Below are 26,477 nucleotides of genomic sequence, written 5' to 3'. Positions count from 1 at the left end.
GCGAGGCTCCTATTCGTAACGCAGCGCCTGCACCGGATCGAGCTTCGAGGCCCGCCAGGCAGGAAAGATGGTGGCGATGAAGGAGAGCGTCAGCGCCATGATGACGACCGTCAACGTCTCGCCGAGGCTCATTTCCGCAGGCAGCGTGCTCAGGAAATAGAGCTGCGGATCGAACAGCACCGTGCCGGTGATCCAGGAGAAGAACTGGCGGATCGATTCGATATTGAGGCAGACGACGACGCCGAGGAAGACACCGGCAAAGGTGCCGACGACGCCGATCGCCGCCCCGGTCATGAAGAATATCCGCATGATCGAACCGGAAGTCGCGCCCATGGTCCTCAGGATCGCGATGTCCTGACCCTTGTCCTTCACCAGCATAATGAGGCCGGATATGATGTTGAGGGCGGCGACGATCACAATCAACGTCAGGATCATGAACATCACGTTGCGCTCCACCTCCAGCGCGGAAAAGAAGGTGCGGTTGTTCTGGCGCCAGTCGGAGATCACGATATCCTCGCCGGCCGCCTCCCGGATCCTCGGGATCACCGCGTCGACATCGTCGGGATGATCAAGGAATACCTCGATGCTCTGCACCTTGCCGCCGGCGTTGAAATAGGCCTGCGCCTCGGAAAGCGGCATGAAGATGATCGAGGCGTCATATTCCGACATGCCGATCTCGAAGATGCCGGAGATCGGATAGGCCTTCACCCGCGGATTGACGCCGAAGGGGGTAACATCGCCCTCCGGCGAGATCATCGTGATCCTGTCGCCAACGAAAAGCCCGAGCGAGGTCGCCATGCGCGAGCCGATCAGCACGCTCTCGCCGGCGGCGTAGCCGACCATGTCGCCCTCTTTGATGTTGTCGGAGACGGTCTTCAGCTTCAGCATGTCGTCCGGCCTGACGCCGCGCACCAGCGCGCCGCTGCCGGCCCCTTGCGCGCCGGAAACCAGCGCCTGACCCTCGACCAGCGGAAAGGCGAGACGGACGCCCTCCACGCCTTCGAGCTTCTCGGTCAGTGCGGCGTAATCCTTGAAGGGCTCGCCCGCCGGCAGCACCACGACATGGCCGTTAATGCCGAGAATGCGGCTGACGAGCTCGCTGCGGAACCCGTTCATCACCGCCATCACGATGATCAGCGTGGCAACGCCCAGCATGATGCCGACGAAGGAGAAGCCTGCGATCACCGAGATGAACGCCTCCTTGCGGCGCGAGCGCAGATAGCGCCAGGCAACCATGCGCTCAAACACCGAAAATGGCTTGGCTACCTTCAAACTCTCGTCCGTCTCTGAGGCCGCAGCCATCAATCCGTTCTCCTCAGCGCCCGTTGGTGAGCTTTGCGATTGCGGCTTCCACCGTCATGGCTTCGCGCGCGCCGGTCTTGCGGTCCTTGAGTTCGACCTCGCCATTGGCGACGCCGCGCGGACCGACAACGACCTGGCTCGGAACGCCGATCAGATCGGCGGTCGCAAACTTGCCCCCGGCGCGCTCGTCGGTATCGTCGTAAAGCACGTCCAGGCCGGCATTCTGCAGGGCCTCGTAGAGCTTCTCGCAGACCCCGTCGCAGGCCGCGTCACCCGCCTTCATGTTGATGATCACCGCATTGAACGGCGCCACCGAATCCGGCCAGATGATGCCGTTCTCGTCATGGGAGGCTTCGATGATGGCGGGAACAAGGCGGGTCGGGCCGATGCCGTAGGAACCCATATGGACGGGATGCTCCTTGCCGTCCGGCCCCTGCACTTTCGCGCCCATGGGCTCGGAATATTTGGTGCCGAAATAGAAGATGTGGCCGACCTCGATGCCGCGCGCGGACAGGCGTTCGCCCTCCGGCAGCGCGCCGAAGGCCGCCTCGTCATGCATCTCGTCGGTCGCCGCATAGACCGAAGTCCACTGGTCAAAAATGCCCTTCAGCCTCTCGACGTTGTCGAAGTCGAGATCGGCGGGCGGGATGTCGAAATTGACGAAATCGCGGTGGCAGAACACTTCCGATTCGCCGGTCTCCGCCAGAATGATGAATTCATGGCTGAGATTGCCGCCGATCGGGCCGGTATCGGCGCGCATCGGGATCGCGCGCAGGCCGAGCCGGTCGAAGGTTCTGAGATAGGCGGCAAACATCTTGCGGTAGGAATGCTCTGCGCCTTCCAGCGTCAGATCGAAGGAATAGGCATCCTTCATCATGAATTCGCGCGAACGCATCGTGCCGAAACGGGGGCGAATCTCGTCGCGGAACTTCCACTGGATGTGGTAGAGGTTGAGCGGCAGATGCTTGTAGGACTTGATGTAGGAGCGGAAAATCTCCGTGATCATTTCCTCATTGGTGGGGCCGAACAGCATCGCCCGGTCCTGGCGGTCGGTGATCCGCAGCATCTCCTTGCCATAGGCCTCGTAGCGGCCGCTTTCGATCCACAAATCGGCGGATTGCATGGTCGGCATCAAAAGCTCCACCGCGCCGGAGCGGTCCTGCTCCTCGCGGATGATCCGGTTGACCTTGTCGAGCACGCGCTTGCCGAGCGGCAGCCAGGAATAGATGCCCTGCGAATGCTGGCGCACCATGCCGGCGCGCAGCATCAGCCGGTGCGAGACGATTTCCGCCTCCTTGGGATTCTCCTTCAGGATCGGCAGAAAATAACGGGAAAGACGCATGACAATCTGCTTTCTGGCTTATCCCGTTCAGTCGGGAATCATGGGGCAAATCAGGTTTGTTCCGGCCCCTTTTAACGGGTTGCGAACGAGAATCAAAGCGGCGATGCGCGCCCGCAAAAGGATGATTTGAGGACCGCCATGGGGAGCGACCAAAAAATGTCAACCACTTGCAACGTTGCAGAACGCAGAAACATGTTTGTCAAACGTAAAAACTTCTCCCACTGTCGCAAAAATGCAAAATAAGGGATGACAAGGCCCAATCATTGGGCTAGGTTGAGCCCATAAAACAGGCAGGGAGCTTAAATTCTTGCCTTTTCTTCGCGGTAAAGTCTTGGGAGGATCGATCTTGGCGCGCTCAGCGCAGCCCCGGCAACGGAACGGATCACGCGATACTTGAAAAACAGGGCCTTCGGCCTTGTTTTTTTTTGACTTTACGAAATCAACACTCGCTTAAGGCTTTATTGACCACCGCAACGGGAAGTTGCGGCGCATCCTTGATCCTGCCACGCGCCTCTACGACAAGAACGGTTCCGAGCATCCTGTTGAGGCCCATTTTGAGCCGTTTTCCACTCCTCGCCATTGTTTCTGTCGCCCTCCCCCTCGCCGCGACCGCGCAAGTCCGAGCGGCGGAGTTGTCCGACCTCTTCTATATCGACATTTCGGGCGGACCGGCGGCGCTGATGCTGCACATGAATGACGACGCGATGGACGACCTGATCGCCAACACCTATTGGGGCATTGACGGGCGGCTGGGCATCTGCAGCGAGGGCCCGTTCAATATCTGCGCGGGCATCACCGGGTTTTCGAGCCTCGGCAGCACGTCGGCGAGCCTGTCGCAGCGCTACGGCACCGGCACCAGCGAAACCCGGTTCTCCTCGATCGGCGGCTATGTCCAGGGTAAGGCCAATCTCGGCGTTGTCACCATCTCCCCGTTCGCGGGTTATCGACAGCTTTACGGCACGGTAGAGACCAGCTCATCGCGCTTCGGCTACCAGAGCGAGGATATCGACACCGGCGCCTTGTTCGGCGGGCTGGAAACCAGCGTCAAATTCATACCAACCGGCCTGGAACTCGGCGCCCGCATCGAATACGGCGCTTCCACCGACGACGCGGCCGCCAAAGACTTCGACTATGGCCTCGGTAGCGCCTTCCTGCGGTACAAGTTTTAGCAAACATTGGACAAGCGTAATGTCCGACGTTGGAAGGCCGCCCTGGCGGGTCGAGATTCATAAAATATTACTGCAGATGCCTCAGTCTCGGCAGATCGCGAATGTCGACAAAATTATACCCGATGGTCAGGACGCCACTCGCCTCCAGTTCCTTGAGCACCTTATGGACGCTTTGTCGGGAAACACTCAGCATTGCGGCGATATCATATTGATTGATCGCGACTTGCGCCCGCCCCATGTGTTCGGGGTCAAGCTGATCGATATAGGTCAGCAGGCAGCGCACGACCCGTGCGGTAAGGTTTCCGGGTGCGAAGCGATTGAACGATATCAGTGACATGCGAACGCGCTGGCACATCAATTGAAGCATTGCCTTTGTCAGTTCCAGATCGGAGAAGATGAAATCCCTGAACTGTCCGGCCGGCACGAAAATCGCCGTGCTTTCGCCATTCCAGGAAGCATAGTGGTTCGGGTTCTTGCCATCGAGCACCGACAGCAGCCCAAAGACATCGCCAGCCATCAGGTCGCCCGAAAGAAACCGCTCTCCGTTTTCGCCAATATTCTCCAGTCTTACGCTGCCGCGAATTATGAAATAGATCCCGTCCACAGGGGCGCTGGGCGTGGCGATCGTCTGACGATTTGCGAATTTCTTGACGGAGGCAATGGTTGCCAGACGCTCCTTCTGCGCCGCGGTCATGCCGGCCAGAAAGTTGTGCGTGTCGCTGAATTCCTTGAAAAGCTGTGTAACATTTCCTGCCATGGTGGCTCTCCCTCTGGGCGGGCCGGGCCAAGCCGGTCCACGGGAGAATGTAACAATACATACAATCCCGCAACCGATATTCCTTCAGCCAAGCATTGGACGACGTAGCGAACAGCCTTACCGCGCGTTGACGAGCGCCATTGCGATCCAGGGCTGGAAGGTCACCAGCAGCAGGCACACGATCATAAGCAGCACAAAAGGAATGGCCGCGCGGCAGACCACGCCGAAATTTTCCTTGAACGCCGTCATCGCCACGATCAGGTTCAGCCCGAGCGGCGGTGTCAGAATTCCGATTTCCAGGTTCAGAACAATGATAACGCCCAGATGCGTGCTGTTGACGCCGTAGGCTTCGGCCAGCGGTTTTAAAAGCGGCGCCGTGATCGCGATAGATGACGCCGTATCCATGAAGCAGCCGATGATCAGCAGCATTAGATTGGTCAGCAGCAGAAACACCGCCTGGTTTTGCACATGGTCAGTCATGAAGGCGATGATCTGCTGGGGGATGCGGTGTTCGGCGAGGAGCAGGTTCAAGGAGACCGCAACGGCGATCAACGGGAACAGCGCCCCCACCAGCTTCGCCGATTCCACGCAGATATGGATATAGTCTCGGGACTTCAGCTCTCGAAAGAACAGCACCTCGACCAGGAGCGCATAAAGAAGCGCAACTGCGGCGGCCTCGTTGGGGGAATAATAGCCGCTGTAGATTCCGCCCAGCAGAATGGCCGGCATCAGCAAGGCGGGAATGCCCCGAAACAACGCCTGTCCCAGATCGGCCATGCTGAACCGCTCGCGCGGTATCGACCAGTTCACCGCCACGGCATAGATCGAAAATACGCCCGTCAGCAGCAGTCCCGGCCCGATGCCAGCCAGGAACAGGTCAGAAATATTGCTGTCGGTGACAACACCATAAAGGATCATCGGCAAGGATGGCGGGATGACGATACCCAGCGTCCCGCCGGCGCACAACGCGCCGATCGCAAAAGACCGCGAATAGCCGTTCGCGGTCAGCGCCGGATACAATACCGATCCCACTGCCAGCATGGTCACGATGGAAGAGCCTGAAATTGCCGAAAACACCGCACAGGACAAAATAGTGGCCACCGCCAGACCGCCGGGGACAGGACGTGTCAGGGCAGTCATCACAGCCACAAGCCGTGCGGCGATGCTGCCGCGGCTCATGACCGCGCCCACCAGGATGAAAAGGGGCACGGACAGGAGAAGTTCGCGGTCCATCGTGGCCCACATGTCCTGAAGATAGTATTCGAGCGCGCCCCCGCCCCAGATAAGCTGGGCGGAAGCCGCAACGAACATCAGGACCAGCACCAGTTCGACCCGAAGGATCAGAAGCAGGATCGCGACCCCGAGAAGCAGCAGGGCCATCATTCCAACCGCTCCTCTTCGACAGGGCTCAATTCATCAAACATCGCATAGATCAGATGGCGCAGGGCGGAGAGCACAAAGGCCACGGGCAGGACCAATTGAACCGGCCAGACCAGCCAACCCAGTGTGAGATCGCGCTCGCCGATCATGCGGGAAAAGGACACCATATCGACGGCGCCCCACGCCAAAAACAGAAGGATAGCCGCCGAGGCCACCCGTCCGACCCGCCGCGCGGGCGCTTCGGCGCGGCCCTGCGTGACGAAATCGAGAAACCGGGGCCGGAGATGCGCGCCGCTGGCAGTCGCCAGACCGAAGCCCGCCATGGCGCACAGGATCAGGGCATAAACAGCAAACTTGGAGGCACCGAACAGACCGTGGGCGAACACCTCCCGTCCGATGACATCCAGGGACAGGGCAGCCAGCACGGCTGAAAAGGCCAGGACGACGATCGCTTTCTCGAATATTGATACGGCATTCAGAAAACGTCGGGCCATGAGGATCATAGGGTTCTTCTTTTTACGAAACGAAAGGGAACGCGGAGCGCCGCCTGTTTTCGGTTTCACGCGTTATGATCCACATTCTGATTTCGCGTTCTGAATAGCTTCAAAGAAGCCGGAGGCATCGCCTTTCAATTCTCCCAGGGATTTGTCCCAGGTGGCACGCGCGGCGTCCCTCCAGAGTTGCTGCTGATCAGGCGTCAGTTGAACGATGGTGCCGCCAGCCTGCTGCAGCCTGTCCGCCATCATTTTCTCAAATGCCTCGATTTCCTGCAGTTTCGCACCGAATTCCAGCACCGAAAGAGCGCCGGTCAAAGCGGCCTTTTGCTCATCGTCGAGCTTTGCCCAAGTTCGCGGAGACACGATCACTGCTCCCAGGCTGAAAAGCACGTCCGCCCGGGTGAAGACCGGCAGCGTCTGCGTCAATCCCGACGCCATCGCATAGGTCAACCCGAAATTCACCGAATCGACCAGGTGGGTGCTTGCGGCAGACGGGGTGTCTTCGGCCGGCAGGGGCAAGGGCGTGGCGCCGATCGACTGGAAGAAATTGATCGATGGCTTGGAGGGCGCGCTGCGCACCTTCTTCCCCTTCAGCAGATCCGGCGACAGCAGCGGCTCTGAAGCAAACATGGCCTGATACTCGACAGGCGAAAAGGTCAACAAATGAAACTTCCTGCCCGCAGCCTTCTGAGCGGTATCGGTCAATTTCGGCACTGCACATACGACCTGTTCGTCGCCGTCGAAAAGGAAGGGAAGCATGAGAGCATCAAGTTCCGGCACAACGCCGGAAAGAACAGGCAGCGACCCGGACCACATGTCGATCCTGCCGCTCAAAGCACTTGTCAGGGTGTCGCCCATCGACCCCAACTGACCGGCGTAGAATATCTCTATCTTGACCTGCCCGCCGGATAGTTCGTCAACCTTTTGGACATAGGCCTGCGTCTGCTTGGCCCAGACCGTCGCGTCAAGCGCGCCCGTCGCCAGTTCCAGCGTTACCGGCTCGGCCTGGGCGGCGGTTGCCGCGCAGGTGATAAGGACAGCCAGCAGCCCCTTGAAAGAAATCCTCATCGACCTCCCCTTGATGATTCGTTCGATCTATCAATTTAACCGCAGTCTTTTCGAGGATTGTCCAAATTCTTACGATCGCCTCAGTTTAGCGTTTTATGATGGCGCAACGCACGGGGTTCAGCTCTCGGATCGCACTGGCGTTTCCTTAAGCACAGAATCCCGACCATGCCTTGCTTTTGCCTCCGAAATGGACAAAACATTCCCGTTAGAAAAACGGGATAGATATGCGACGCCAGGGCCTGCCCTGCATGTCTCCCGGACGCGCATGGGCAATGAAGCGATCGAATGCACGCTCGACTGCATTGAAGCGAAGGATGATGTGCCCCGCGCACAAAAGTAAATATGCGGCCGGTTGGCGTTTTCGCCCCGGCCGGGGAAAGGAATAAGACATGAACGCCGCCAGATTTACCGTGAATGCCTTTGCCGCTGCCGTGATCGCGACCGCATCGATCGTCGGCGTGCCTGCCCAGACGGCTTTCGCCAAGACCGTCGATATCGAGGTGATCGTCAACAATGTGCCGATCACCAATGACGATATCGCCAAGCGCAAGGCCCTGCTGCGGCTGATGGGCACCAAGGGCGCAACCGATGCCAAGGCGCGCGAGGCGATGATCGACCAGGCGCTGAAGCAGTCGGAGATCGCGTTCCGCGGCGCATCCGTCACGCAGGCGGAGGTGGATGATGCCTTTCAGAACTTCGCCAATGGCAACAAGATGTCGGTCGCCCAGATGAGCAGCATTCTCAACCAGGCTGGCGTCGGCGTCGATCACTTCAAGTTCTTCATCGCCGTCAGCATGAGCTGGGGCCAGCTTCTGCGCGCCCGCTACGGCGCCAACACGCTGCTTTCCGACGACGAGTTCATCCCCCAGCTCGAAGCGGCGGAAAAAGAGGGCAAGAAGCCCGAAACCACCGAATACCTGCTGAAGCGGATCGTCTTCGTGGTGCCGGAAAAGGAGCGCGGCTCGCTGCTGGCCAAGCGCAAGCGGGAAGCCGAAGCCGCGCGCAAGAGCTTCCCCGGCTGCGATCAGGCGATCCCCTTTGCCGCGTCCATGAACGACGTCACCGTGATCGATCTCGGCCGTTTCCTTGAGCCGCAATTGCCGGCCCAGTGGAAGGACCCGGTCATCAAGTCGAGCGGCGACACCACCTCCGTCATCACCACGCCGTTCGGCGCCGAGTTTCTGGCCGTCTGCGAGCGCAAGACCGCCAGCGACGACTATGCCGCCCGCCTGGTGCTGAGCAACAAGGAGGATTCCGCCGAGATGGACACGGACGCCGAAAGCGAGAAGTATCTCGAGGAATTGCGGGACAAGGCGCAGATCGTCACCCCGGGCAAGTGGTAATCCTTGGCTACGGACACCGTAAAACCACTGGCGCTGACGCAGGGTGATCCTGCCGGCATCGGCCCCGAGATTGCCCTGAAGGCATGGCAGAGACGTGGCGAAAGCGGCCTGCCGCCCTTCATCTATCTCGGCGATCCGCGCATTCTTGCCGCGCGCGCCGAAATGCTCGGACTGAATATCCCGATCGAGATCACCGCGCCGGAGGCAGCGCTTGAGCGGTTCGACGAGACCCTGCCGGTGTTCGCGATCGACACCGCGCTCACCACCGCACCCGGCAAACCCGATCCAGCAACCGGAGAAGGCACCATCGCAGCGATAGAGACGGCGGTGAAGCTCGCCATGCGCGGCAAGACGAGCGCCGTGGTCACAAATCCGATCGCCAAATCTGTGCTCTACAGCGCCGGTTTCAAGCATCCGGGCCATACCGAGTTTCTGGCCGCCCTAGCCGAGCGTGAGGCCGGTAAGGCTGTGCTCCCCGTGATGATGCTCGCCTGCCCGGCGTTGCGGGTGGTACCGGTCACGATCCATATTCCGCTGAAGGACGTGCCGGCAGCCCTCGATGAGGCGTTGATCGTCGATACGATCCGCATCACGACGCAAGAGCTCAAATCCCGCTTCGGTCTTGCCGCGCCGCGCCTCGCCGTCGCCGGCCTCAACCCCCATGCCGGCGAACAGGGCACGATCGGCCGCGAGGACGAGGAGATCGTGCGCCCGGCGCTCGAGCGCCTGCGCGCCGAAGGCATCGATGTCACGGGCCCCCTGCCCGCCGATACCATGTTTCACGCCGCCGCGCGCGCCCGCTACGATGCGGCGATCTGCATGTATCACGATCAGGCGCTAATCCCGGTGAAGACGCTTGGCTTCGAGGACGGCGTCAATGTCACGCTCGGCCTGCCCTTCGTGCGCACCTCGCCGGACCACGGCACGGCCTTCAACATCGCCGACAAGGGCGTTGCCGACCCGACCAGCCTTGAAGAGGCGCTGAAGCTCGCGGCGCGGCTTTCGGAAAACGCAGCATGAGCCAGATCGACGACCTGCCGCCTCTGCGTGAAGTGCTGGCCGCCCACGAACTCGACGCGAAGAAGGCGCTCGGCCAGAATTTTCTGCTCGATCTGAACCTCACCCAGAAGATCGCCCGCACCGCCGGCGATCTTGAAGGCGCCCATGTAATCGAGGTCGGCCCCGGTCCCGGCGGGCTGACGCGGGCGATCCTCTCGCTCGGCGCGGAGAAGCTTACTGTGATCGAGCGCGACGAACGCTGCCTGCCGGCGCTTGAGGAAATCGCCTCTCACTATCCGGGCAAGCTGGAGATCATCAGCGGCGATGCGCTGAAGACGGATTTTGCAGCCCTCGCCGGCGATCGTCCTGTCAGGATCATCTCCAATCTTCCCTATAATGTCGGCACCCAGCTTCTGGTGAACTGGCTGCTGCCGCGCCAATGGCCGCCCTACTGGCAATCGCTGACGCTGATGTTCCAGAAGGAAGTCGCCCAGCGCATCGTCGCGGAAGCCGGCGACAATCACTATGGCAGGCTCGGCGTGCTTTCCGGATGGCGGACGGAGGCGCGGATCGCCTTCGACGTGCCGCCGCAGGCCTTCACCCCGCCGCCCAAGGTCACCTCCAGCGTGGTGCATCTCACGCCCCGCGCCGAACCGACCCCGGTTGCCGCCGCGGCGCTCGAACGCGTGACCCAGGCCGCCTTCGGCCAGCGCCGCAAGATGCTGCGCCAGAGCCTCAAGAGTCTGGGCGGTGAAGCACTGCTCGCCAAGGCCGGCATCGACCCGACGCGCCGCGCCGAGACGCTCAGCATCGCGGAATTCTGCGCGCTCGCCGAGAACCTGTAGTTCACATCCAACTCAGGACGAAGCGGCGTCGAGGGCCTTCAGCGTGGCCTGGATGAAGCTTTCGCGCGCCATGTCCGGCTTCAGGCCGCGCGGCTCGTAGACGTGGCGGTTGAGAAAGAATCCGGTCAGCCGGAAGCCGGCTTCCAGATCGGCCCGGTCGGCAGCCTCGTTCATGTCCGGTCGCAGGAACATCGGCAGCAACAGCATACGGTCGGCATAGGGCGTGCCCGCCGCCTCGGAGACCGCACGGCCGGTCTTCGGCGACACATAGGCAAGGTCCGTCGTCACGCCGCTCGCAGCGCACTGGGCGAGATCAAGCCCGAAACCGAGTTCGTTGAGCAGCGCCAGTTCAAAGCGCACGAACAGTTCGCCGGCGGCGCTGGCATCGTCGAGATGGGAAATGATCACTTCCATCGCCGCGCAGAGATGGCGGTGTGGGTCACGCTCCGGCAAGAGCCGCAGCAGTGAAGCCATCGCCTGGACGCCGTGAAGCGCCGGCGCAGACAGCATCAGAAACGCTGCGCGCTGTTCGATCGGCTCGACACGGAATTCGCCGAGATGTTCGGAAAGCCGCGCGCGCCAGTGGAGCGAAACCCGGTTGCCGGGCTGCAGCACCGGCCGCATCGTCCGCGACCGGCCGCCGCGCACCATGCCGAGATGGCGACCATGATCCACCGTCATCACCTCGGCGATCACGCTGGTCTCGCCGTGGCGGCGGCTGCCCAGAACAATGCCTTCGTCGTTCCATTCCACAGCGCGGCGTCTCCCGGCGGATCAGTCCGAATAATCGAGCCCGATTTCGCGATAGCGCGCGGGATCGTCGCCCCAGTTCTCCCGCACCTTGACGAAAAGGAAGAGGTGAACCGGCTGATCAAGAATTTCCGACAACTCCTTGCGCGCACTCATCGAAATCGCCTTGATCGCCTCGCCGTTCTTGCCAAGCGCGATCTTCTTCTGGCTGTCGCGCTCGACATAGATCACCTGTTCGATGCGCACCGAACCATCCTTGCGCTCCTCCCATTTTTCCGTTTCGACATGGGAGGAATAGGGCAGTTCCTGATGCAGCCGCAGGAACAGCTTTTCACGCGTGATCTCGGCGGCGAGCTGGCGCATCGGCAGATCGGAAATCTGGTCTTCCGGATAGTACCACGGCCCCTCGGGAAGCCGCTTCGCCAGAAAATCCATCAGATCGTCGCAGCCCGAACCGGTGGCGGCGGAAATCATGAAGGTCTCCTCGAAATCGATCGCCTCATTGGCGGCCGCAGCAAGCTTCAGCAGGTCTTCCGGCCGCACGCGGTCGATCTTGTTCAGGACCAGGATCTTCGGGTGGCGCACCTCTTTCAGGCCTTCCAGGATCGCCTCCGCATCGCCCTTCAGGCCGCGCTCGCTGTCGATCAGCAGCACGATGAGGTCGGCATCGCGCGCGCCGCTCCAGGCGGCCATCACCATGGCGCGATCGAGCCTGCGGCGCGGCTTGAAGATGCCGGGCGTGTCCATGAACACGATCTGCGTCCTGTCGTGGATGGCGATGCCGCGCAGCGTGGCGCGCGTCGTCTGCACCTTGTGGCTGACAATCGTCACCTTGGCGCCCACCAGCCGGTTCACCAGCGTTGATTTGCCGGCATTGGTCGGGCCGATGAGGGCGACAAAGCCCGATCGGGTGTCGGTGCCCTCCGGCATGGTTTCAGTCTCGGTCATGAATGGCAACTCCTGCGGCTTTCCGCATCATGGCGGCCCGCACTATAACAGATAAAAAAGTCAGGCTCAGCCTTCGGCCGTCCATACGCCCTCGCGCTCCAGAAGCCGGGTGGCCGCCACCTGTTCGGCGGCGCGCTTGGAGCGATCGATGCCGGTTTCAGGGGCAACGCCGCTGACGGTGACCGTCACCGTGAAGCGCGGCTCGTGATCGGGACCGGAACGGTCCTCGACCTTGTAGACCGGCGTCTGGCCAAAGCGGGCATGCGCCCATTCCTGCAGTTCCGTCTTGGCATCGCGTCGCAGCGTCACGCCATCGGCAAACAGCGGCTTCCACCAGGTTTCGATGAAATCGCGCGCAGGCTTCAGCCCGCCTTCCAGATAGAGCGCCGCGATCACGCTTTCGACGACATCGGCACGGATCGACAAAACGCGCTTACCGGTGAGCTTCTTCACGTCCTGCCCGGTCTTGATGAACCGGTGCAAGCCGAGATCGTCGGCAACCCGCGCGCAGGCCTCGGCGCTGACAAGCTGGTTCAGCCGCACCGAGAGCTCGCCTTCGCTTGCACCCGGAAACAGCCGGAACAGGTTCTCGGCAATCACCAGCCCCAGCACCCGGTCGCCGAGAAACTCCAGCCGTTCGTAATTGTCGTCCTTGCCGCTGCGCGCGCTGGCATGGGTCAGCGCCAGCGCGAGGCGCTTGCGATCGGTAAAATCGAAGCCGATCAGCTTGGCAAATGCGTCGACATCAGCGCCGTGCCTTTCCGTCATTCAGCCACCGATAACCTTGAACATGCGGTCCCAGCGCATGTTGAACGGCCACTTCCATATCTGGGCGAAAGAGGTGTCGTTGCCGAGCGAGAAGAAGATCAGGCTGGCGCGGCCGATGAGGTTTTCCGCCGGCACGTAACCGACATCGAAACGGCTGTCGAGCGAGTTGTCGCGATTGTCGCCCATCATGAAATAATGGTCCTCGGGCACGATGAACTCGCGGGTATTGTCGCCCGGTCCGTTGCGCAGTTCGTCCAGCGTGTCGTAGCTCACGCCGTCGGGCAGCGTCTCACGGAAGACCGGGATATCGCGGCCGGGATCACGACGATAATCGGAGGTGAAAGTGCCGTCGGCGGTGCGCGGCACCGGCTCGTCGTTCAGATAGAGAATCCCGTTTCTGACCTGCACCCGGTCGCCCGGCAGGCCGATCACGCGCTTGATGTAATCAATGCTCGGGTCCGGCGGATAGCGGAACACCACGACATCGCCGCGGTCGGGCGAGCTGCCGAAGATGCGGCCTGAAAACAGGTTCGGCGAGAAAGGAAGCGAGTATCGGGAATAACCGTAGGAGAACTTGTTCACGAACAGATAGTCGCCGACCAGAAGCGTCGGCATCATCGATCCGGAGGGAATCGTGAAAGGCTGAAACAGGAAAGTCTTGATGACCACCGCCAGAAGCAGCGCCTGGACAATGACCTTCACATTGCTCCACAGCGAGCTTTCCTGTTTTTCTTCTTTTTCAGACACGCAGTGCTTCCTTTTGCTCACCGGTTTCGCCATGAGCTTTAGCCCCTTCGGCAAAATCGGGCAATGTTTTTAAGCCGGTTTTGCGGCCTGCTCCACCGCCTCGATGATGACGAAGGCCTGCGCGAGCGGATAGTCATCGGTGATCGTGATGTGGATGCGAGCCTCGTGGCCGGCGGGAATCAGGCGCGCGAGCGCTGTTCCGGCGCCGCCGGTGAGGTTCATGGTCGGCTTGCCGCCCGGCAGGTTGACCACACCCATATCCTTCCAGAACACGCCCTGTGCAATGCCGGTGCCGAGCGCCTTGGAACAGGCCTCCTTTGCTGCGAAGCGCTTGGCGTAGGAGGCGGCGCGGTTTCGCCGCCGGTCGGACTTCGCCTGTTCGATATCGGTGAAGCAGCGGGCCGTGAAGCGCTCGCCGAAGCGTTCAATGGTCTTTTCCACGCGCCTGATATCGATCAGGTCGCTGCCGAGGCCGACGATCATCGCATTTCTCCCGGTAGTTTCAATTCTTCGAACCATTGATGGCGCCGTTCTGCAGCTCGGCCTGGCGCGCCGCGATCATCGCCTGGCGGCGAGTCTGGAACGACTGCACCGCGTAATAGGTGGCAATATAGAACAGACCGCCACAGACGAGCGCTGGAATGATCGAGCCGACGATCATCGGTTCCAGCAGCGGCTTCCAGAGATCGGAAAGCTCGAATTTCTTTACGAGGTCGACAAGGTCGATGTGCTGGCGCCCTTCGGCGCTGCGACCCAGCAGGAAGCTGCCGAATTTCCAGGTGGAGAGCCAGATGAAGGGAAAGGTCAGCGGATTGCCGAAGGCCGTGCCAAGGGCCGAGGCGAAAAGATTGCCGCCCAAAACGAAAGCGATCGCAAAGGCGGACACGAAATGCAGTCCGATGAAAGGCGTCCACGACACGAACACCCCTGCCGCGATGCCCATGGCGATCGCGTGCGGCGTGGCCCGCAGCCGCACGGTGCGGTGATAGATATAGACCGGGACGCGCCAGAAACCCTTTCTGGGCCAGACCGCGCCGCGCAATCGCTGCCAAAAACTTGCCGGAGAACGTCTCTTGAAAAGCATGGTCTAGTTTTGACAGCTGGGACAATGAATGCAAGCGCGTTTTGACCGATATCTAGTCCGACTTCATGCGGCGGCGCACCTCTTCATCGTCGCTCTCCCGCAGATCCTCGGGCTTCGGACGGCCGGGGTCGAAATTCTGGTCGATATTGTCGAAGACGTGCTTAACGCCCTCGGCCTCGCTCTCGCTGACCTTGGGGTGCGTGAAGCGTTTGAAGAAGTCGCGCAAACCATCCCACATGGCGTTCCTGCCTTTCGTCGGTTGATGACTGTTAGACGCAAACTTGAACCATAATGTTCCATCGCGGCCGTGGCCATTGTCCGTCATCAACCGATGGCGCGCACGCCGCTTCAGACGAACTCGCGTTTCACCGTGGCCACGCAATCGAGCGCCTTGATCTGATTGATCGTCTGCGTCAACTGGCGAAGGTCCCAGACCTCCATATCCATGCCAACCTCGGCGAAATCCTCGGCAATCACATCCATCCGAATCGAGCGGATATTGACGTCGAGCGTCGCGATGGTCGAGGTGATGCGGGCAAGCGTGCCGGGCTCGTTCAGCACGTTGATGTCGATGCGCGCGCGGAACCGCTTGTCATTGGTGGAATCGATATCCCATCGGATGTCGACCCATCGGTCCGGCTGGTCCTCGTATTGCTGAAGGCCCGGCGACTGGATGGGGTAGACCGTGATGCTTCCGTCATCCTCGGTGATGCCGACGATGCGGTCGCCGGGCACTGCGCCCGACGGCGAAAACCGCACGATCGCCGCGCCGTTGAGGCCGCGCAGCGGCACGCCCGCCTCGCTCTCGGCGTCCGGCAGACGAAACGCCATGCCCTCGCCTTTCGGCAGGCTCACCCAGCCATCCTCGACGTTTGGCTTGATAGTGACGCGCTCATCCTTGTGATCCGGGAACACGGCTTTCAGCACATCGACGGAGGAGAGCTCGTTGCGTCCGACGGCGGCGATCACGTCCTCGACATCGTTCTGGCCGAGACGGTGCAGCACCGAGGCCAGCACCTCGCGCGAAAAGGTCTTGCCCGAACGCGCGAAGGTGCGCTCCAGAATCCGGTAGCCGAGACCGCTATACTGCTTGCGGATCGCCGCCCGCGTTGCCCTGCGGATTGCCGCGCGCGCCTTGCCGGTGACGACGATGCCTTCCCAGGCCGGCGGCGGCACCTGCACGCCGGAGCGGATGATTTCAACCTCGTCGCCATTGTTGAGCCGGGTCACCAGCGGCATCATCCGCCCGTTGACCTTGGCGCCGACGCAGGTATCGCCGATATTGGTGTGGACCGCGTAGGCGAAGTCGATCGGCGTCGCGTCCTTCGGCAGCGCGATCAACTGCCCCTTGGGGGTGAAGCAAAACACCTGGTCCTGAAACAGCTCCAGCTTGGTGTGCTCGAGAAACTCCTCGGGGCTGTCGCCTTCGGCCAGCGCCTCGATGGTCTTGCGGAACCAGGAGAACACGTTGGTTTCGTCGTGCGCGGCGCCAGCTACCTTGCCTTCCTTGTAGAGGGAGTGGGCGGCGATGCCGTATTCCGCGATATCATGCATCGCGCGGGTGCGGATCTGCAGCTCGATGCGCTGCCTGAGCGGCCCGACAATCGTCGTATGCAGCGACTGGTAGCCGTTCTGCTTCGGATTGGAGATGTAATCCTTGAAGCGTTCCGGCACCATGCGCCAGCGGGTATGCACGAAGCCAAGAGCCCGGTAGCAGCTTTCAAGCTCGTCGACGATGATCCGGAAGCCGTAAAGATCGGACATCTGCTCGAATGACAGTGATTTCGACTGCATCTTGTTGAAGATCGAAAACGGCTTCTTCAGCCGGCCCTTCACCTTCACGTCAACGAGACCATGCTCGGTCAGGAGAGCCTTGAGCTCGTCCTCGATGCTCTTGACCATAGCCTGGTTCTGGCCAGCGAGATCCTGCAGCTTGTCGCGGATCGTCTGATAGGCTTCCGGATTGATGTACTGGAAGGACAGGTCCTCGAGTTCCTCGCGCATGTCCTGCATGCCCATGCGGCCGGCGAGCGGCGCATAGATTTCCATCGTCTCCTCGGAAATCCGCCGGCGCTTGTCGGCGCGCATGTAATAGAGCGTGCGCATGTTGTGCAGCCGGTCGGCGAGCTTGACCAGAAGCACGCGCACATCATCGGCCACGGCAAGAAACAGCTTGCGCAGGTTTTCGGCCTGCTGCGCCTTGCGGGAGACGAGGTCGAGCCGCTTGATCTTTGTGAGCCCCTCGACCAGCGCGCCGATCTCATCGCCGAAGAACTGGTCGATCTCGTCGCGCGTCGCCGAGGTATCCTCGATCGTGTCGTGCAGGAGCGCAACCGCGATCGTCGACTCGTCCATGTGCAGGTCGGTCAGGATCGCCGCGACTTCAAGCGGATGCGAGATGTAGGGATCGCCGCTGGCGCGCTTTTGACGTCCATGCTTCTGCATGGCGTAGACATAGGCCTTGTTGAGCAGCGCGATATCGGCGTCAGGCTTATATTTCTGTACCCGCTCAACGAGTTCGTATTGCCGCATCATGGCTCAGTGACCGGCCCGTTACGGGCGCAATGCGGACCTCAAGTCCGCTGAAATGGAAAGCGGCCGCGGGGTGAACCCGCAGCCGGCAATATCAGTAATCGTCGCCTTTTTCCGGCGGAACCAGGCCTTCGATACCGGAACGAAGCTCTTCTTCCGACATCTGGTCGAAGGGGATGGCATCCGGCATGTCCGGGCGCTCCGCGGGCTCGGCGGCGTCCTCGTCGGCCGAAGCGCTGGCCGAACTGTCGGCCTCGGGTTCGTCGACCTCGACGTGACGCTGAAGCGAATGGATCAGGTCTTCCTTCAGATCGTCGGGCGAAAGGGTTTCGTCGGCGATCTCGCGAAGGGCCACGACCGGGTTCTTATCATTGTCGCGGTCGACGGTGATCTGGGCGCCCTGGGAGATGAGACGCGCACGATGTCCTGCGAGCAGAACGAGATCGAACCGGTTGTCGACTTTGTCGATACAGTCTTCAACTGTGACACGAGCCATTGACTGTCCTTTTAGGAGATTTCTGTGGAATGGCACCTCATAAAGGAGCCGAGCCCGGAATTCAAGGGCGCAATTCAATGCCGAAGCGCGCGAACCGCCATGATGCGATCCGCGTTACGTTGCGCCGCAAAACTTTATGTTGAATTCTTCAGTCAGATGCTTAAATCCTGAATGAATTGTATATTTTTTGGCACAAATTTGATCTGTCGTCGTTTACCCGTATAGGGCGGCCGCACTAAATTGCAGACGGTGGCAAATCCAAATTTTATTTGAGGACATGTTTTATGTTTGATCCGCGCGAGAAAATTGCGCTCTTCATCGATGGCGCGAACCTTTACGCCGCCTCCAAGGGCCTCGGTTTCGACATTGATTATCGCAGACTTCTGAAGGTGTTTCAGGGCAAGGCCTATCTGCTGCGCGCCTATTACTACACGGCGCTGATCGAAGACCAGGAATATTCCTCGATCCGTCCGCTGATCGACTGGCTGGATTACAACGGCTACAAGGTCGTGACCAAGCCCGCCAAGGAATTCACCGATTCCATGGGTCGGCGGAAGATCAAGGGCAATATGGATATCGAGCTGGCGATCGACGCGATGGAGCAATCGGCGACGGTCGATCATCTCGTGATCTTCTCCGGCGATGGCGATTTCACCACGCTGGTGGAAGCGCTGCAGCGCAAGGGCCGCAAGGTTTCGGTGGTCTCCACCATGGCGACCCAGCCGCCGATGATCGCCGACGACCTGCGCCGGCAGGCCGATCACTTTATCGATCTGGTTTCGCTGAAGCAGGAAATCGGTCGCGAACCATCGGAACGACCCCAGCGCACGCCCGAAGTGGTGAGCTCCGACTTCGACGACTGAAGCCCTTCAGGGCAGCAGTCGCTGTTGCCGTCAGCCGAGGTTCTTGAGAAGCCGGCTCTTTTCCCGGTTCCAGTCGCGTTTCTTGGCTGTTTCGCGCTTGTCGTGCAGCTTCTTGCCCTTGCCCAGCGCAAGCTCGAGCTTCGCCCTTCCACGATCGTTGAAGTAGAGCTTCAACGGGATCAGCGTCATGCCATCGCGGTTGACGGCGGAGCGCAGGCGATGGATTTCGCGCTTTCCCAGAAGCAGCTTGCGGCGGCGGCGCGGTTCGTGATTGAAGCGGTTGCCCTGCAGATATTCCGGCAGATAGGAATTGATAAGCCACATCTCGCCATCCTCGTCGGAGGCGTAGGATTCGGCGATATTGGCCTTGCCCTCACGCAGCGATTTGACCTCGGTTCCGGTCAACACAAGGCCCGCCTCGAGCGTGTCGAGGATTTCGTAATTGAACCGTGCCTTGCGGTTTTCGGCCACGATATTCAGCCGACCACCCTTGCTGCCTTTCGGAGCCATGAAAGTCTTCCAGTCTGCTATCTGCCGGCCGCGATCAGTTCAGCAATCCGGCATGTTTCAGCGCCGCGTCAATTTCGGCGGCCGTTCTGTCATCCACCGGCGTCAGCGGCAGACGGACCGCGCCCTCCATCCGGCCGATCCGGTTCAGCGCGTATTTAGTGCCGCAAACGCCCGGTTCAAGAAACAGCGCCCGGTGGAGCGGCATCAGCCTGTCCTGATATTCCAGCGCCTTGACGAAATCGCCGGCAAGAAGCGCGTTCTGGAATTCGGCGCAAAGCTTCGGTGCGACATTGGCGGTAACCGAAATCGCCCCCACCCCGCCCTGCGCGGCAAAGCCGAGCGCTGTGGCATCCTCGCCCGAGAGCTGGATGAATTCCTTGCCGCAGGTCATGCGCTGCTCGGAAACCCGGTCGAGCTTGGCCGTCGCATCCTTGACGCCGACGATGTTGGAATGCGCCTTCACCAGCGCGCCCATCGTCTCCGGCATCAGGTCGATGACCGAGCGCGGGGGGATGTTGTAGATGAAGATCGGCAGCTTTGTTGCCTCGGCGATCGCCGAGAAATGCGCGAACAGACCTTTCTGCGTCGGCTTGTTGTAATAGGGCGTGACCACGAGCAGCGCATCGGCTCCCGCCTTTTCGGCATGGAGCGCCAGTTCGATCGCCTCGCGGGTATTGTTGGAGCCGGCGCCGGCGATCACCGGAACCCGTCCCGCGACCACTTCCACGCAGAGGTCGACCACCCGCTTGTGCTCGTCATGGCTCAGCGTCGGGCTTTCGCCGGTGGTGCCGACGGGCGACACGCCATGGCTGCCCTCGCCGATCTGCCAGTCGACATGCGCGGCGAATGCCTGCTCGTCGACCGCGCCGTCGGCTGTAAAGGGCGTAACAAGGGCGGGTATGGACCCCTTGAACATGCAGATTCTCCTGACGGCCCTCGTTATAAAGCCGCATTCTTGTTGTTAAATCGCGCGCACCATAATGCCGGACATCAGGTACTGCAAGCATTAGCATTCGAAGCAGCAAACCGCTCGATTCTGTGATAGCTTAAGGCCATATTAACCGCGATAAACGAGACTGACGGAGCCCGACTGAATTCGACCCCTGGATGATCGAATGAAGAAAACACTTTCCATGCTTTCGCTCGCCGCCGTGATGACGGCAGCGGAGATGACATCACTTGCTGCGCAGGATTTCCCCTCCGCGGCGCCAATCCCCTATGCCCGCCCGGACCGTTCGGCGTTTCCGCCGTCCCTTGAGGTGACCGGCGCGATCAGCCAGCCGATCGCCAATCCGGCTTCGAGCACGATCCTAAAACAGGGTCTCGATGCGCTGAAGGACAGCAACGTACCCGGCGCGATGCAGGCTCGGGCCCGGCTGCCCGACAACAGCCTCGATCATCAGATCCTGAGCTGGGCGATCGCCGTTTCCGGCGAGCCCGGCGTTCCCTCCTCCGAAATCGCCAAGGCCCAGCAGGAACTTCGCGGCTGGCCGGGGCTTTCCTCGCTGCGCGCCAATTCCGAACGGGCCTTCGCGCGCGAAAACCCTTCGCCCAACAATGTGCTGGCCGCCTTCGGCAATACGCTGCCCGAGACTTCGGACGGCACGATCCTGCTTGCGCGCGCCTATATGGCGACCGGGCAGAAGCAGAAGGCGCATGCCATCATCGACCGCGCCTGGACCGGATGGGCGCTCGACACCAGCTCGGAAAACGAGATCCTCAGCGAATTCGGTTCGATCCTCAGCCAGACCGACCACAAGAACCGGATGATCTACCTGATGTATCGCGACCGCGCGACCCAGGCCAAGCGGTTCTCCGAAATGGGCAATGCCCAGTCCTTCTACAATGCATGGGCCGCCGTCATTCGCCGGCAGGACAATGCCGGCAGCCTGATCAATGCCGTGCACTCGTCCTGGCGCAGCGATCCGGCCTTCCTCTACATCCAGATCCGCAATGCCCGTCAGACCAATCAGTATGACACCGCGGCAGCCCTTCTGAAGAAGATGCCGCGCAACCAGGCCGCGCTCGTCAACCCGGACCAGTGGTGGGATGAAAGCCGCATCATCGGACGGCAGTTCTATGAGGACGGCCATCCACGCGAAGCCTATCAGGTGGTCGCGGCCGCCATGCCGGAGGATCGTCTCGATCGTCTCGACGCGGCCTTCCACGCCGGCTGGATCGCGCTGCGGGGCCTCAATGACGGCCGGACCGCCTCGAAGCATTTCGCCGATATCGTCGCGATTTCAACGACCCCGATCTCGGCATCCCGTTCCTATTACTGGCAGGGTCGCGCCGCCGAAGCGGGCGGCCCAGGCAATGCGCGCGACTTCTACCGCAAGGCCGGACAATACGAGACCACCTTCTACGGCCAACTTGCGCTGCAGAAGCTTGGCCAGACGCGGCTCGATGCGCCCTATCCGAGCCCGACGGCGAGCGATCGCACCAACTACCAGCGCAATCCCGCCGTTCAGGCGATCGACCGGCTCGAATCGGTCGGCCATGGCTGGCGCGCCGATTCGCTCTATCGCGCCCTTGCCTATCAGCTTACCAGCCCCGGCGAACTGGCGCTGCTCGCCTATCAGGCGGAAAAGGATCGCAGCCACATGCTGTCGCTCCAGATCGGCAAGATCGCCTATGGCCGCGGGCTGGATGTCGCGGCACTCGCTTTCCCGATCGGCGTGATCCCGACCAACGCCAATATTTCCGGCTCGGGCATGGCGCTTGCCTATGCGATCGCCCGGCAGGAAACCGAATTCAATCCCGGCGCGGTCTCGCCGGCCAACGCGCGCGGGCTGCTGCAGCTTCTGCCGACCACCGCGCAGCGCGTGGCGAGCCGGCACGGCCTTTCCTATTCGCCAAGTCGGCTGACCAGCGACCCCGCCTATAACGCCACGCTTGGCGCGCATTATCTCGGCGAGCAGATCGACCGTTTCGGCGGTTCCTATATCCTGACCTTCATCGCCTATAATGCCGGGCCGGCGCGCGTTCCCCAATGGATCGAGCGCTTCGGCGATCCGCGCGGCAAGAACCTCGATTTCGTGATCGACTGGATCGAATCGATCCCCTATCCGGAAACCCGCAATTACGTGCAGCGGGTGATGGAAAACTACGAGATCTACAAGGCCCGCCTCGGTCAGCCGACCGATATAGCGCGCGACCTGATCTACGGCCGGACCTGACTCCGAAAGAAAAAAGCTTTGCCCCCCTGAGCGTCGGCCGGCCTTGCGCCGTGTCGGCGCTTTCCGCTATCTGACTGACCATCAGCGCCCGCCGGGTTTGGCAGGACGCCAAGAAGGTGAACCGCTCCGATGGACATGATTTCCGATTTCGACCTGACCGGCAGCAACACGTTCGGCCTGAAATCTTCCGCGCGCCGCGCCGTGATCGTCAATGATCCCGCCATGCTGCCAGCCCTTGCCCGCGAAAGCGCCACCTCCGGCCTGCCGCTGCGCATTCTCGGCGGCGGCAGCAATGTGGTTCTGGACGAGCAGCTTGAGGCCATCGTGGCGCTCATGCGGATCGGCGGTCGGCAGGTCGTGCGCCGGACCGACACGCACGCCATTATCACGGCGGGGGCCGGCGAAAACTGGCATGATTTCGTGTCCTGGACCGTCGCGCAAGGCATTCCGGGGCTGGAAAACCTCGCCGGCATTCCCGGCACGGTCGGCGCCGCGCCGATCCAGAATATCGGCGCCTATGGCGCGCAGCTTTCCGATTTCTTCCTGTCGCTCGAGGCCTATGATCTCAAGGGCGACGTTGTCCGCACCTTCGATGCCGCAGCTTGCCGCTTTGCCTATCGCCAGAGCCATTTCAAGGCCGAGCCCGGTCGCCATGTCATCCTGTCGGTGACGCTCGCCCTGCCCGCCGCATGGCAACCGAAACGCGATTACGCCGGTCTCGACCTGTTACCCGAGCAGGCCTCCGCGCAGGAGATGCTGGACCACGTGGTCGCGCTGCGCGCCTCGAAGCTTCCGGACTGGCGAACGCTGGGCAATGCCGGCTCATTCTTCCACAATCCGGTCGTCAGCGCCCAAAAGGCCGCCGAAATCGCCGGAGCGCCGCGCTATCCGCAGCCCGACGGCACGGTAAAGCTCTCCGCCGGCTGGCTGATCGAGCAATGCGGCCTCAAGGGCTTCCGTCTCGGCCCCGCCGGCACCTACGCCCGCCACGCCCTCGTCCTCGTCAACCACGGCGGCGCCACAAGCACCGACATCGCCGCCCTGGCCGATCATATCCGCGGCAAGGTGCGGGCGCGTTTCGGCGTGGAACTGGTGCAGGAACCGATCGCGTTTTGAAGGATGGGGGTCCGGAGATGCCTTTATTCAGGACAACGACTTAATCGATATCACAGGAGAGCCAATTGACCGAGACCGCTCCAACTCTGGAGACCCATCGTTTGTGCCTGCGGCCACCGCGTTTTTCTGACTACCAAGATTACGCCGCCATAATGCAGTCCGAGCGTGCGGTTTACATGGGCGGACCTCTCGATGATCGCGAGACCTGGGGCATGTTCTGCCATTGCATCGGATCCTGGGGCATGTTCGGTCACGGCGGGTTGATGGTGGAATTGGCCGGGACCGGGCAGGCTATCGGTATGGTCAGCATCAATAGCGGCCCGCTGTTTACCGAGGATGAGCTGGGCTGGTTCCTATTCGACGGGTTCGAAGGCCACGGCTACGCCACAGAGGCAGCTATGGCATTGCGCCAATGGGCTTTCGGCGTGCGCAAACTGGAGACGCTGGTCAGTTATTTCGCGCCGGAAAATGTGCGATCGATCGCCATCGCGAAGCGGCTGGGTGGCGTGTTGGATGAACATGCCAAGGCGCCTGATCCTGCGGACATCGTCTATCGATACCAGCGATAAAATGGAAACAAGAGTTATTCGCGCACAAACCCAATGAAATCAGTATCTCTAGCGATTTCAGTGCGGAAAAATGGTCGGAGTGGAGAGATTCGAACTCCCGACCCTCTGGTCCCAAACCAGATGCGCTACCAGGCTGCGCTACACTCCGCCGATGCGGGTCGGATACACGGTTCGCGGGCCGATCGCAATACTTAAAGCGGTGCGCGGGCGTTATTGCTTGAGCGCCGGGCCGGTGACGGTGTCGCCGGGCTTCAGGCCATAGGCCTGCGCCTGACCGCCGGCGAGTTCCAGCACGTATTTCACCGGTTCGCGCGAGGCGATCACGCGTTTGGAGCCGGGCTCGGCCTGTTCGTAGAAGCCGGCTACCGAACCATCCTCGCGAATAAACACCATGTCGAGCGGGATCAGCGTGTTCGCCATCCACATCGAGGCCGTACGCGGCGGGCCGAGATCGAAGATCATGCCGTGATCGGGGGCAAGCTCGGTGCGATACATCAGGCCGCGCTGGCGCTGCTGTTCGGTGAGAGCCAGCTCGACCACGATCTCATGGTCGCCTGTCGCGGTGTGCAGCGTCAGTTGCGATGTGTCGAAGGTGATTTCGGTCTGGGCGAGCGCGAACCCGCTGAACAGCAGCAGGAAAGCGGCCGCCAGCATTTTCCAGTTACCGAATGTGCGTTTCATGGGGTCCTCACATCGAAGCCTGGCGGTTTCGCCGCCGTGGCCGACCTTATGCAGCGTCGCTGCAAAACTCAATGTGAATGCGCTGCCCTGAGGTGGAGCCGGCAGGCCGGAGGCTGTGGAAGCGTCGAAACGTCAGACCCAACGCTGAAGAGCGCGCGACGCCTCAGTTGGTGCGGTGCATCGGGTTCGGAATGTCGGGATGAACCTCGGCGGCCATCAAGCCCTTGGGCCCGTCGCCGAAGCGCACCAGCACGCTCTGGCCCTGGACCAGTTCGGTGAGGCCGTAACGGCGCAGCGTCTCCATGTGGATGAAGATGTCCTCGGTGCCCTCGCCGCGGGTCAGGAAGCCGAAGCCCTTTTCGCGGTTGAACCATTTGACGATCACCCGCTCCAGCCCGCTGGTCGCCTCGACATGGACATGGGTCTTCACCGGCGGCATCTGCGAGGGATGGACGGCAGTGGACTGGTCCATGGACAGGATGCGGAACGCCTGATAGCCGCGCTCGCGCTTTTGCACGAGCGCCACGACGCGGGTGCCTTCCAGAATGGTCTGGTAGCCGTCCTTGCGCAGGCACGTGACGTGGAGGAGAATATCGTCCATGCCGTTATCCGGCACCACGAAACCAAAACCCTTGCCGACATCGAACCATTTCACGAAGCCGGTCACCTCGAGCAGTTCGCCGGCTTCAAGGCCCGCATCCTCTGCGGCAGAATATCTTCCCGCTTGAGACCTCTCGGCCATGTTGCCCCCGCTCCTTGAAAAACCCAGGCCGCGAATTAACTGATTCTTCATGCAAGAATAACATTCATCCATCTGATTCCTGCAATACCCAAACGCATGAAATCGGGAATTGCGGGCCAACGCCGCAGAAATTTTCAGACTAGCCCACAGGAAAGTGACCTATGCATTATCTCCACACCATGGTCCGCATAACGGATATCGACGCCTCGCTGCGCTTCTACTGCGAGTTGATGGGCCTGAAAGAAGTGCGCCGGATCGAGAACGAAAAGGGCCGGTTCACCCTGATTTTCCTCGCCGCGCCCGCCGATCTCGAAAAGGGCGACAACGATCACGTGCCGAAGCTGGAGCTGACCTATAACTGGGATCCGGAAGAATATTCCGGCGGCCGCAATTTCGGCCACCTCGCCTACCGGGTCGAGAATATCTACGATTTCTGCCAGAAGATGGCGGATGGCGGCGTCACCATCAACCGCCCGCCGCGCGACGGCCATATGGCGTTCGTGCGCTCGCCCGACGGCATTTCGGTTGAAATCCTGCAGGAAGGCGATGCGCTGCCGCCGCAGGAACCCTGGGCTTCGATGCAGAACACCGGAAGCTGGTAAGCCCGCTTTTCCGCTGACCGTGCGCGCACGGATTTTAGGCGGAAAAAACAAATACTTATTGAGGCGCCGCGACCGGCGCCTCTCTTGTGTCTTTTTTTTGAAGAATTCGCTGATTTGCGCTTGCGGCAATTCATCTGCCTGATTATAAGGGCGCCCAGCAACCGCATGCGCCCTTCGTCTATCGGTTA

At 61.1% G+C, this 26,477-nt stretch carries 29 protein-coding genes and 2 tRNA genes (1 of these 31 running past the window's edge); 11 read left to right on the top strand and 20 right to left on the bottom strand.

Features of this window, described 5'->3' with window-relative positions; all coding sequences use genetic code 11:
* Positions 1–9 precede the first annotated feature (9 nt).
* Both V6765_RS11175 and proS read right to left on the bottom strand, forming a co-directional pair.
* Positions 10–1,302 (bottom strand): lipoprotein-releasing ABC transporter permease subunit, encoded by a 1,293-nt coding sequence (locus V6765_RS11175; protein ID WP_448428695.1) that lies wholly within the window; start codon positions 1,300–1,302, stop codon positions 10–12.
* Positions 1,303–1,315: 13 nt separating this feature from the next.
* Positions 1,316–2,644 carry a proline--tRNA ligase gene (gene proS / locus V6765_RS11170; RefSeq protein WP_448428693.1) on the bottom strand — a complete coding sequence of 443 codons (1,329 nt, stop codon included), beginning with the start codon at positions 2,642–2,644 and terminating at the stop codon, positions 1,316–1,318.
* Positions 2,645–3,276: 632 nt separating this feature from the next.
* Between proS and V6765_RS11165 the strand changes: the two genes are divergently transcribed.
* A complete protein-coding gene (locus V6765_RS11165) occupies positions 3,277–3,813 on the top strand; it encodes a hypothetical protein (RefSeq protein WP_448428690.1) in 537 nt (178 codons plus the stop codon).
* 67 nt (positions 3,814–3,880) lie between these two features.
* On the opposite strand, the gene V6765_RS11160 is transcribed toward V6765_RS11165, so the two are convergent.
* The 4 genes from V6765_RS11160 to V6765_RS11145 form a co-directional block, all read right to left on the bottom strand.
* On the bottom strand, positions 3,881–4,570 hold the full coding sequence (locus V6765_RS11160; RefSeq protein WP_448428688.1) for a Crp/Fnr family transcriptional regulator: 690 nt from the start codon (positions 4,568–4,570) through the stop codon (positions 3,881–3,883).
* Between the two features lie 117 nt (positions 4,571–4,687).
* Entirely contained in the window at positions 4,688–5,953 is a 1,266-nt protein-coding gene (locus tag V6765_RS11155; RefSeq protein WP_448428686.1) for a TRAP transporter large permease, read from the bottom strand.
* Entirely contained in the window at positions 5,950–6,453 is a 504-nt protein-coding gene (locus V6765_RS11150) for a TRAP transporter small permease (protein WP_448428684.1), read from the bottom strand. The genes V6765_RS11155 and V6765_RS11150 overlap by 4 nt, the downstream gene beginning before the upstream one ends.
* A gap of 63 nt (positions 6,454–6,516) precedes the next feature.
* Positions 6,517–7,515 carry a TRAP transporter substrate-binding protein gene (locus V6765_RS11145; protein ID WP_448428682.1) on the bottom strand — a complete coding sequence of 333 codons (999 nt, stop codon included), beginning with the start codon at positions 7,513–7,515 and terminating at the stop codon, positions 6,517–6,519.
* Here V6765_RS11145 and V6765_RS11140 point away from each other — a divergent pair.
* Genes V6765_RS11140 through rsmA form a run of 4 tightly spaced genes read left to right on the top strand, consistent with a single transcriptional unit; the run spans position 7,499 to position 10,702 of the window.
* Positions 7,499–7,855, top strand: a complete 357-nt coding sequence (locus V6765_RS11140) for a hypothetical protein (protein WP_448428680.1) — start codon at positions 7,499–7,501, stop codon at positions 7,853–7,855. The genes V6765_RS11145 and V6765_RS11140 overlap by 17 nt on opposite strands.
* Positions 7,856–7,904: 49 nt before the next feature.
* Positions 7,905–8,858, top strand: coding sequence for a peptidylprolyl isomerase (locus V6765_RS11135; RefSeq protein ID WP_448428678.1), 954 nt, complete (start codon positions 7,905–7,907; stop codon positions 8,856–8,858).
* A 3-nt stretch (positions 8,859–8,861) separates the two neighbouring features.
* A complete protein-coding gene (gene pdxA / locus V6765_RS11130; RefSeq protein WP_448428676.1) occupies positions 8,862–9,878 on the top strand; it encodes a 4-hydroxythreonine-4-phosphate dehydrogenase PdxA in 1,017 nt (338 codons plus the stop codon).
* A complete protein-coding gene (gene rsmA / locus V6765_RS11125) occupies positions 9,875–10,702 on the top strand; it encodes a 16S rRNA (adenine(1518)-N(6)/adenine(1519)-N(6))-dimethyltransferase RsmA (protein WP_448428674.1) in 828 nt (275 codons plus the stop codon). Before pdxA ends, rsmA begins: the two co-directional genes overlap by 4 nt.
* A gap of 12 nt (positions 10,703–10,714) precedes the next feature.
* Here rsmA and recO read toward each other — a convergent pair whose 3' ends face one another.
* The 9 genes from recO to rpoZ all read right to left on the bottom strand — a co-directional run bounded on the left by recO (position 10,715) and on the right by rpoZ (position 18,027).
* A complete protein-coding gene (gene recO / locus V6765_RS11120; RefSeq protein ID WP_448428672.1) occupies positions 10,715–11,455 on the bottom strand; it encodes a DNA repair protein RecO in 741 nt (246 codons plus the stop codon).
* A 21-nt stretch (positions 11,456–11,476) separates the two neighbouring features.
* Positions 11,477–12,400 carry a GTPase Era gene (era, locus tag V6765_RS11115; RefSeq protein WP_448428670.1) on the bottom strand — a complete coding sequence of 308 codons (924 nt, stop codon included), beginning with the start codon at positions 12,398–12,400 and terminating at the stop codon, positions 11,477–11,479.
* Positions 12,401–12,466: 66 nt separating this feature from the next.
* A complete protein-coding gene (gene rnc, locus V6765_RS11110) occupies positions 12,467–13,168 on the bottom strand; it encodes a ribonuclease III (RefSeq protein ID WP_448428669.1) in 702 nt (233 codons plus the stop codon).
* The gene (lepB, locus tag V6765_RS11105) at positions 13,169–13,915 is read right to left on the bottom strand and encodes a signal peptidase I (protein WP_448428667.1); all 747 of its coding nucleotides are present in this window, start codon (positions 13,913–13,915) and stop codon (positions 13,169–13,171) included. It abuts the gene before it with no gap.
* 69 nt (positions 13,916–13,984) lie between these two features.
* Entirely contained in the window at positions 13,985–14,398 is a 414-nt protein-coding gene (gene acpS / locus V6765_RS11100; protein ID WP_448428665.1) for a holo-ACP synthase, read from the bottom strand.
* Positions 14,399–14,417: 19 nt separating this feature from the next.
* A complete protein-coding gene (locus V6765_RS11095; protein WP_448428663.1) occupies positions 14,418–14,999 on the bottom strand; it encodes a DUF2062 domain-containing protein in 582 nt (193 codons plus the stop codon).
* A 52-nt stretch (positions 15,000–15,051) separates the two neighbouring features.
* Entirely contained in the window at positions 15,052–15,237 is a 186-nt protein-coding gene (locus tag V6765_RS11090) for a hypothetical protein (RefSeq protein WP_448428661.1), read from the bottom strand.
* Between the two features lie 110 nt (positions 15,238–15,347).
* The gene (locus V6765_RS11085; RefSeq protein ID WP_448428659.1) at positions 15,348–17,534 is read right to left on the bottom strand and encodes a RelA/SpoT family protein; all 2,187 of its coding nucleotides are present in this window, start codon (positions 17,532–17,534) and stop codon (positions 15,348–15,350) included.
* 91 nt (positions 17,535–17,625) lie between these two features.
* Positions 17,626–18,027: a DNA-directed RNA polymerase subunit omega gene (gene rpoZ, locus V6765_RS11080; RefSeq protein ID WP_230720557.1), complete on the bottom strand. Its 402-nt coding sequence runs from the start codon at positions 18,025–18,027 to the stop codon at positions 17,626–17,628.
* Between the two features lie 284 nt (positions 18,028–18,311).
* Here rpoZ and V6765_RS11075 point away from each other — a divergent pair, with 284 nt between their 5' ends.
* Complete coding sequence (locus V6765_RS11075; protein ID WP_448428657.1) at positions 18,312–18,890, top strand: LabA-like NYN domain-containing protein; 579 nt, start codon at positions 18,312–18,314, stop codon at positions 18,888–18,890.
* Between the two features lie 30 nt (positions 18,891–18,920).
* Here V6765_RS11075 and smpB read toward each other — a convergent pair whose 3' ends face one another.
* Positions 18,921–19,400 carry an SsrA-binding protein SmpB gene (smpB, locus tag V6765_RS11070; RefSeq protein ID WP_230720559.1) on the bottom strand — a complete coding sequence of 160 codons (480 nt, stop codon included), beginning with the start codon at positions 19,398–19,400 and terminating at the stop codon, positions 18,921–18,923.
* Positions 19,401–19,434: 34 nt separating this feature from the next.
* Positions 19,435–20,316, bottom strand: a complete 882-nt coding sequence (gene dapA, locus V6765_RS11065) for a 4-hydroxy-tetrahydrodipicolinate synthase (RefSeq protein ID WP_448428654.1) — start codon at positions 20,314–20,316, stop codon at positions 19,435–19,437.
* 199 nt (positions 20,317–20,515) lie between these two features.
* On the opposite strand from dapA, the gene V6765_RS11060 reads away from it, so the two are divergent.
* From V6765_RS11060 to V6765_RS11050, 3 genes are all read left to right on the top strand, one after another.
* Positions 20,516–22,579 (top strand): transglycosylase SLT domain-containing protein, encoded by a 2,064-nt coding sequence (locus V6765_RS11060; RefSeq protein WP_448428652.1) that lies wholly within the window; start codon positions 20,516–20,518, stop codon positions 22,577–22,579.
* Positions 22,580–22,708: 129 nt separating this feature from the next.
* The gene (gene murB, locus V6765_RS11055; RefSeq protein ID WP_448428650.1) at positions 22,709–23,695 is read left to right on the top strand and encodes a UDP-N-acetylmuramate dehydrogenase; all 987 of its coding nucleotides are present in this window, start codon (positions 22,709–22,711) and stop codon (positions 23,693–23,695) included.
* 65 nt (positions 23,696–23,760) lie between these two features.
* Positions 23,761–24,264 (top strand): GNAT family N-acetyltransferase, encoded by a 504-nt coding sequence (locus V6765_RS11050; RefSeq protein ID WP_448428648.1) that lies wholly within the window; start codon positions 23,761–23,763, stop codon positions 24,262–24,264.
* 71 nt (positions 24,265–24,335) lie between these two features.
* Here the strand turns inward: V6765_RS11050 and V6765_RS11045 are convergent.
* The 3 genes from V6765_RS11045 to V6765_RS11035 all read right to left on the bottom strand — a co-directional run bounded on the left by V6765_RS11045 (position 24,336) and on the right by V6765_RS11035 (position 25,687).
* Positions 24,336–24,412, bottom strand: a tRNA-Pro gene (locus V6765_RS11045).
* A gap of 62 nt (positions 24,413–24,474) precedes the next feature.
* A complete protein-coding gene (locus V6765_RS11040; RefSeq protein ID WP_448428646.1) occupies positions 24,475–24,945 on the bottom strand; it encodes a DUF192 domain-containing protein in 471 nt (156 codons plus the stop codon).
* Positions 24,946–25,108: 163 nt separating this feature from the next.
* On the bottom strand, positions 25,109–25,687 hold the full coding sequence (locus tag V6765_RS11035; protein ID WP_018065967.1) for a cold-shock protein: 579 nt from the start codon (positions 25,685–25,687) through the stop codon (positions 25,109–25,111).
* 161 nt (positions 25,688–25,848) lie between these two features.
* Between V6765_RS11035 and V6765_RS11030 the strand changes: the two genes are divergently transcribed.
* Entirely contained in the window at positions 25,849–26,289 is a 441-nt protein-coding gene (locus V6765_RS11030) for a VOC family protein (protein WP_448428644.1), read from the top strand.
* 167 nt (positions 26,290–26,456) lie between these two features.
* A tRNA-Glu gene (locus tag V6765_RS11025) sits at positions 26,457–26,477 on the top strand; it runs 154 nt beyond the window's last position.

This window comes from Martelella sp. FOR1707 (assembly GCF_053484265.1).
This window is presented reverse-complemented; position numbering and strand designations above follow the sequence as displayed.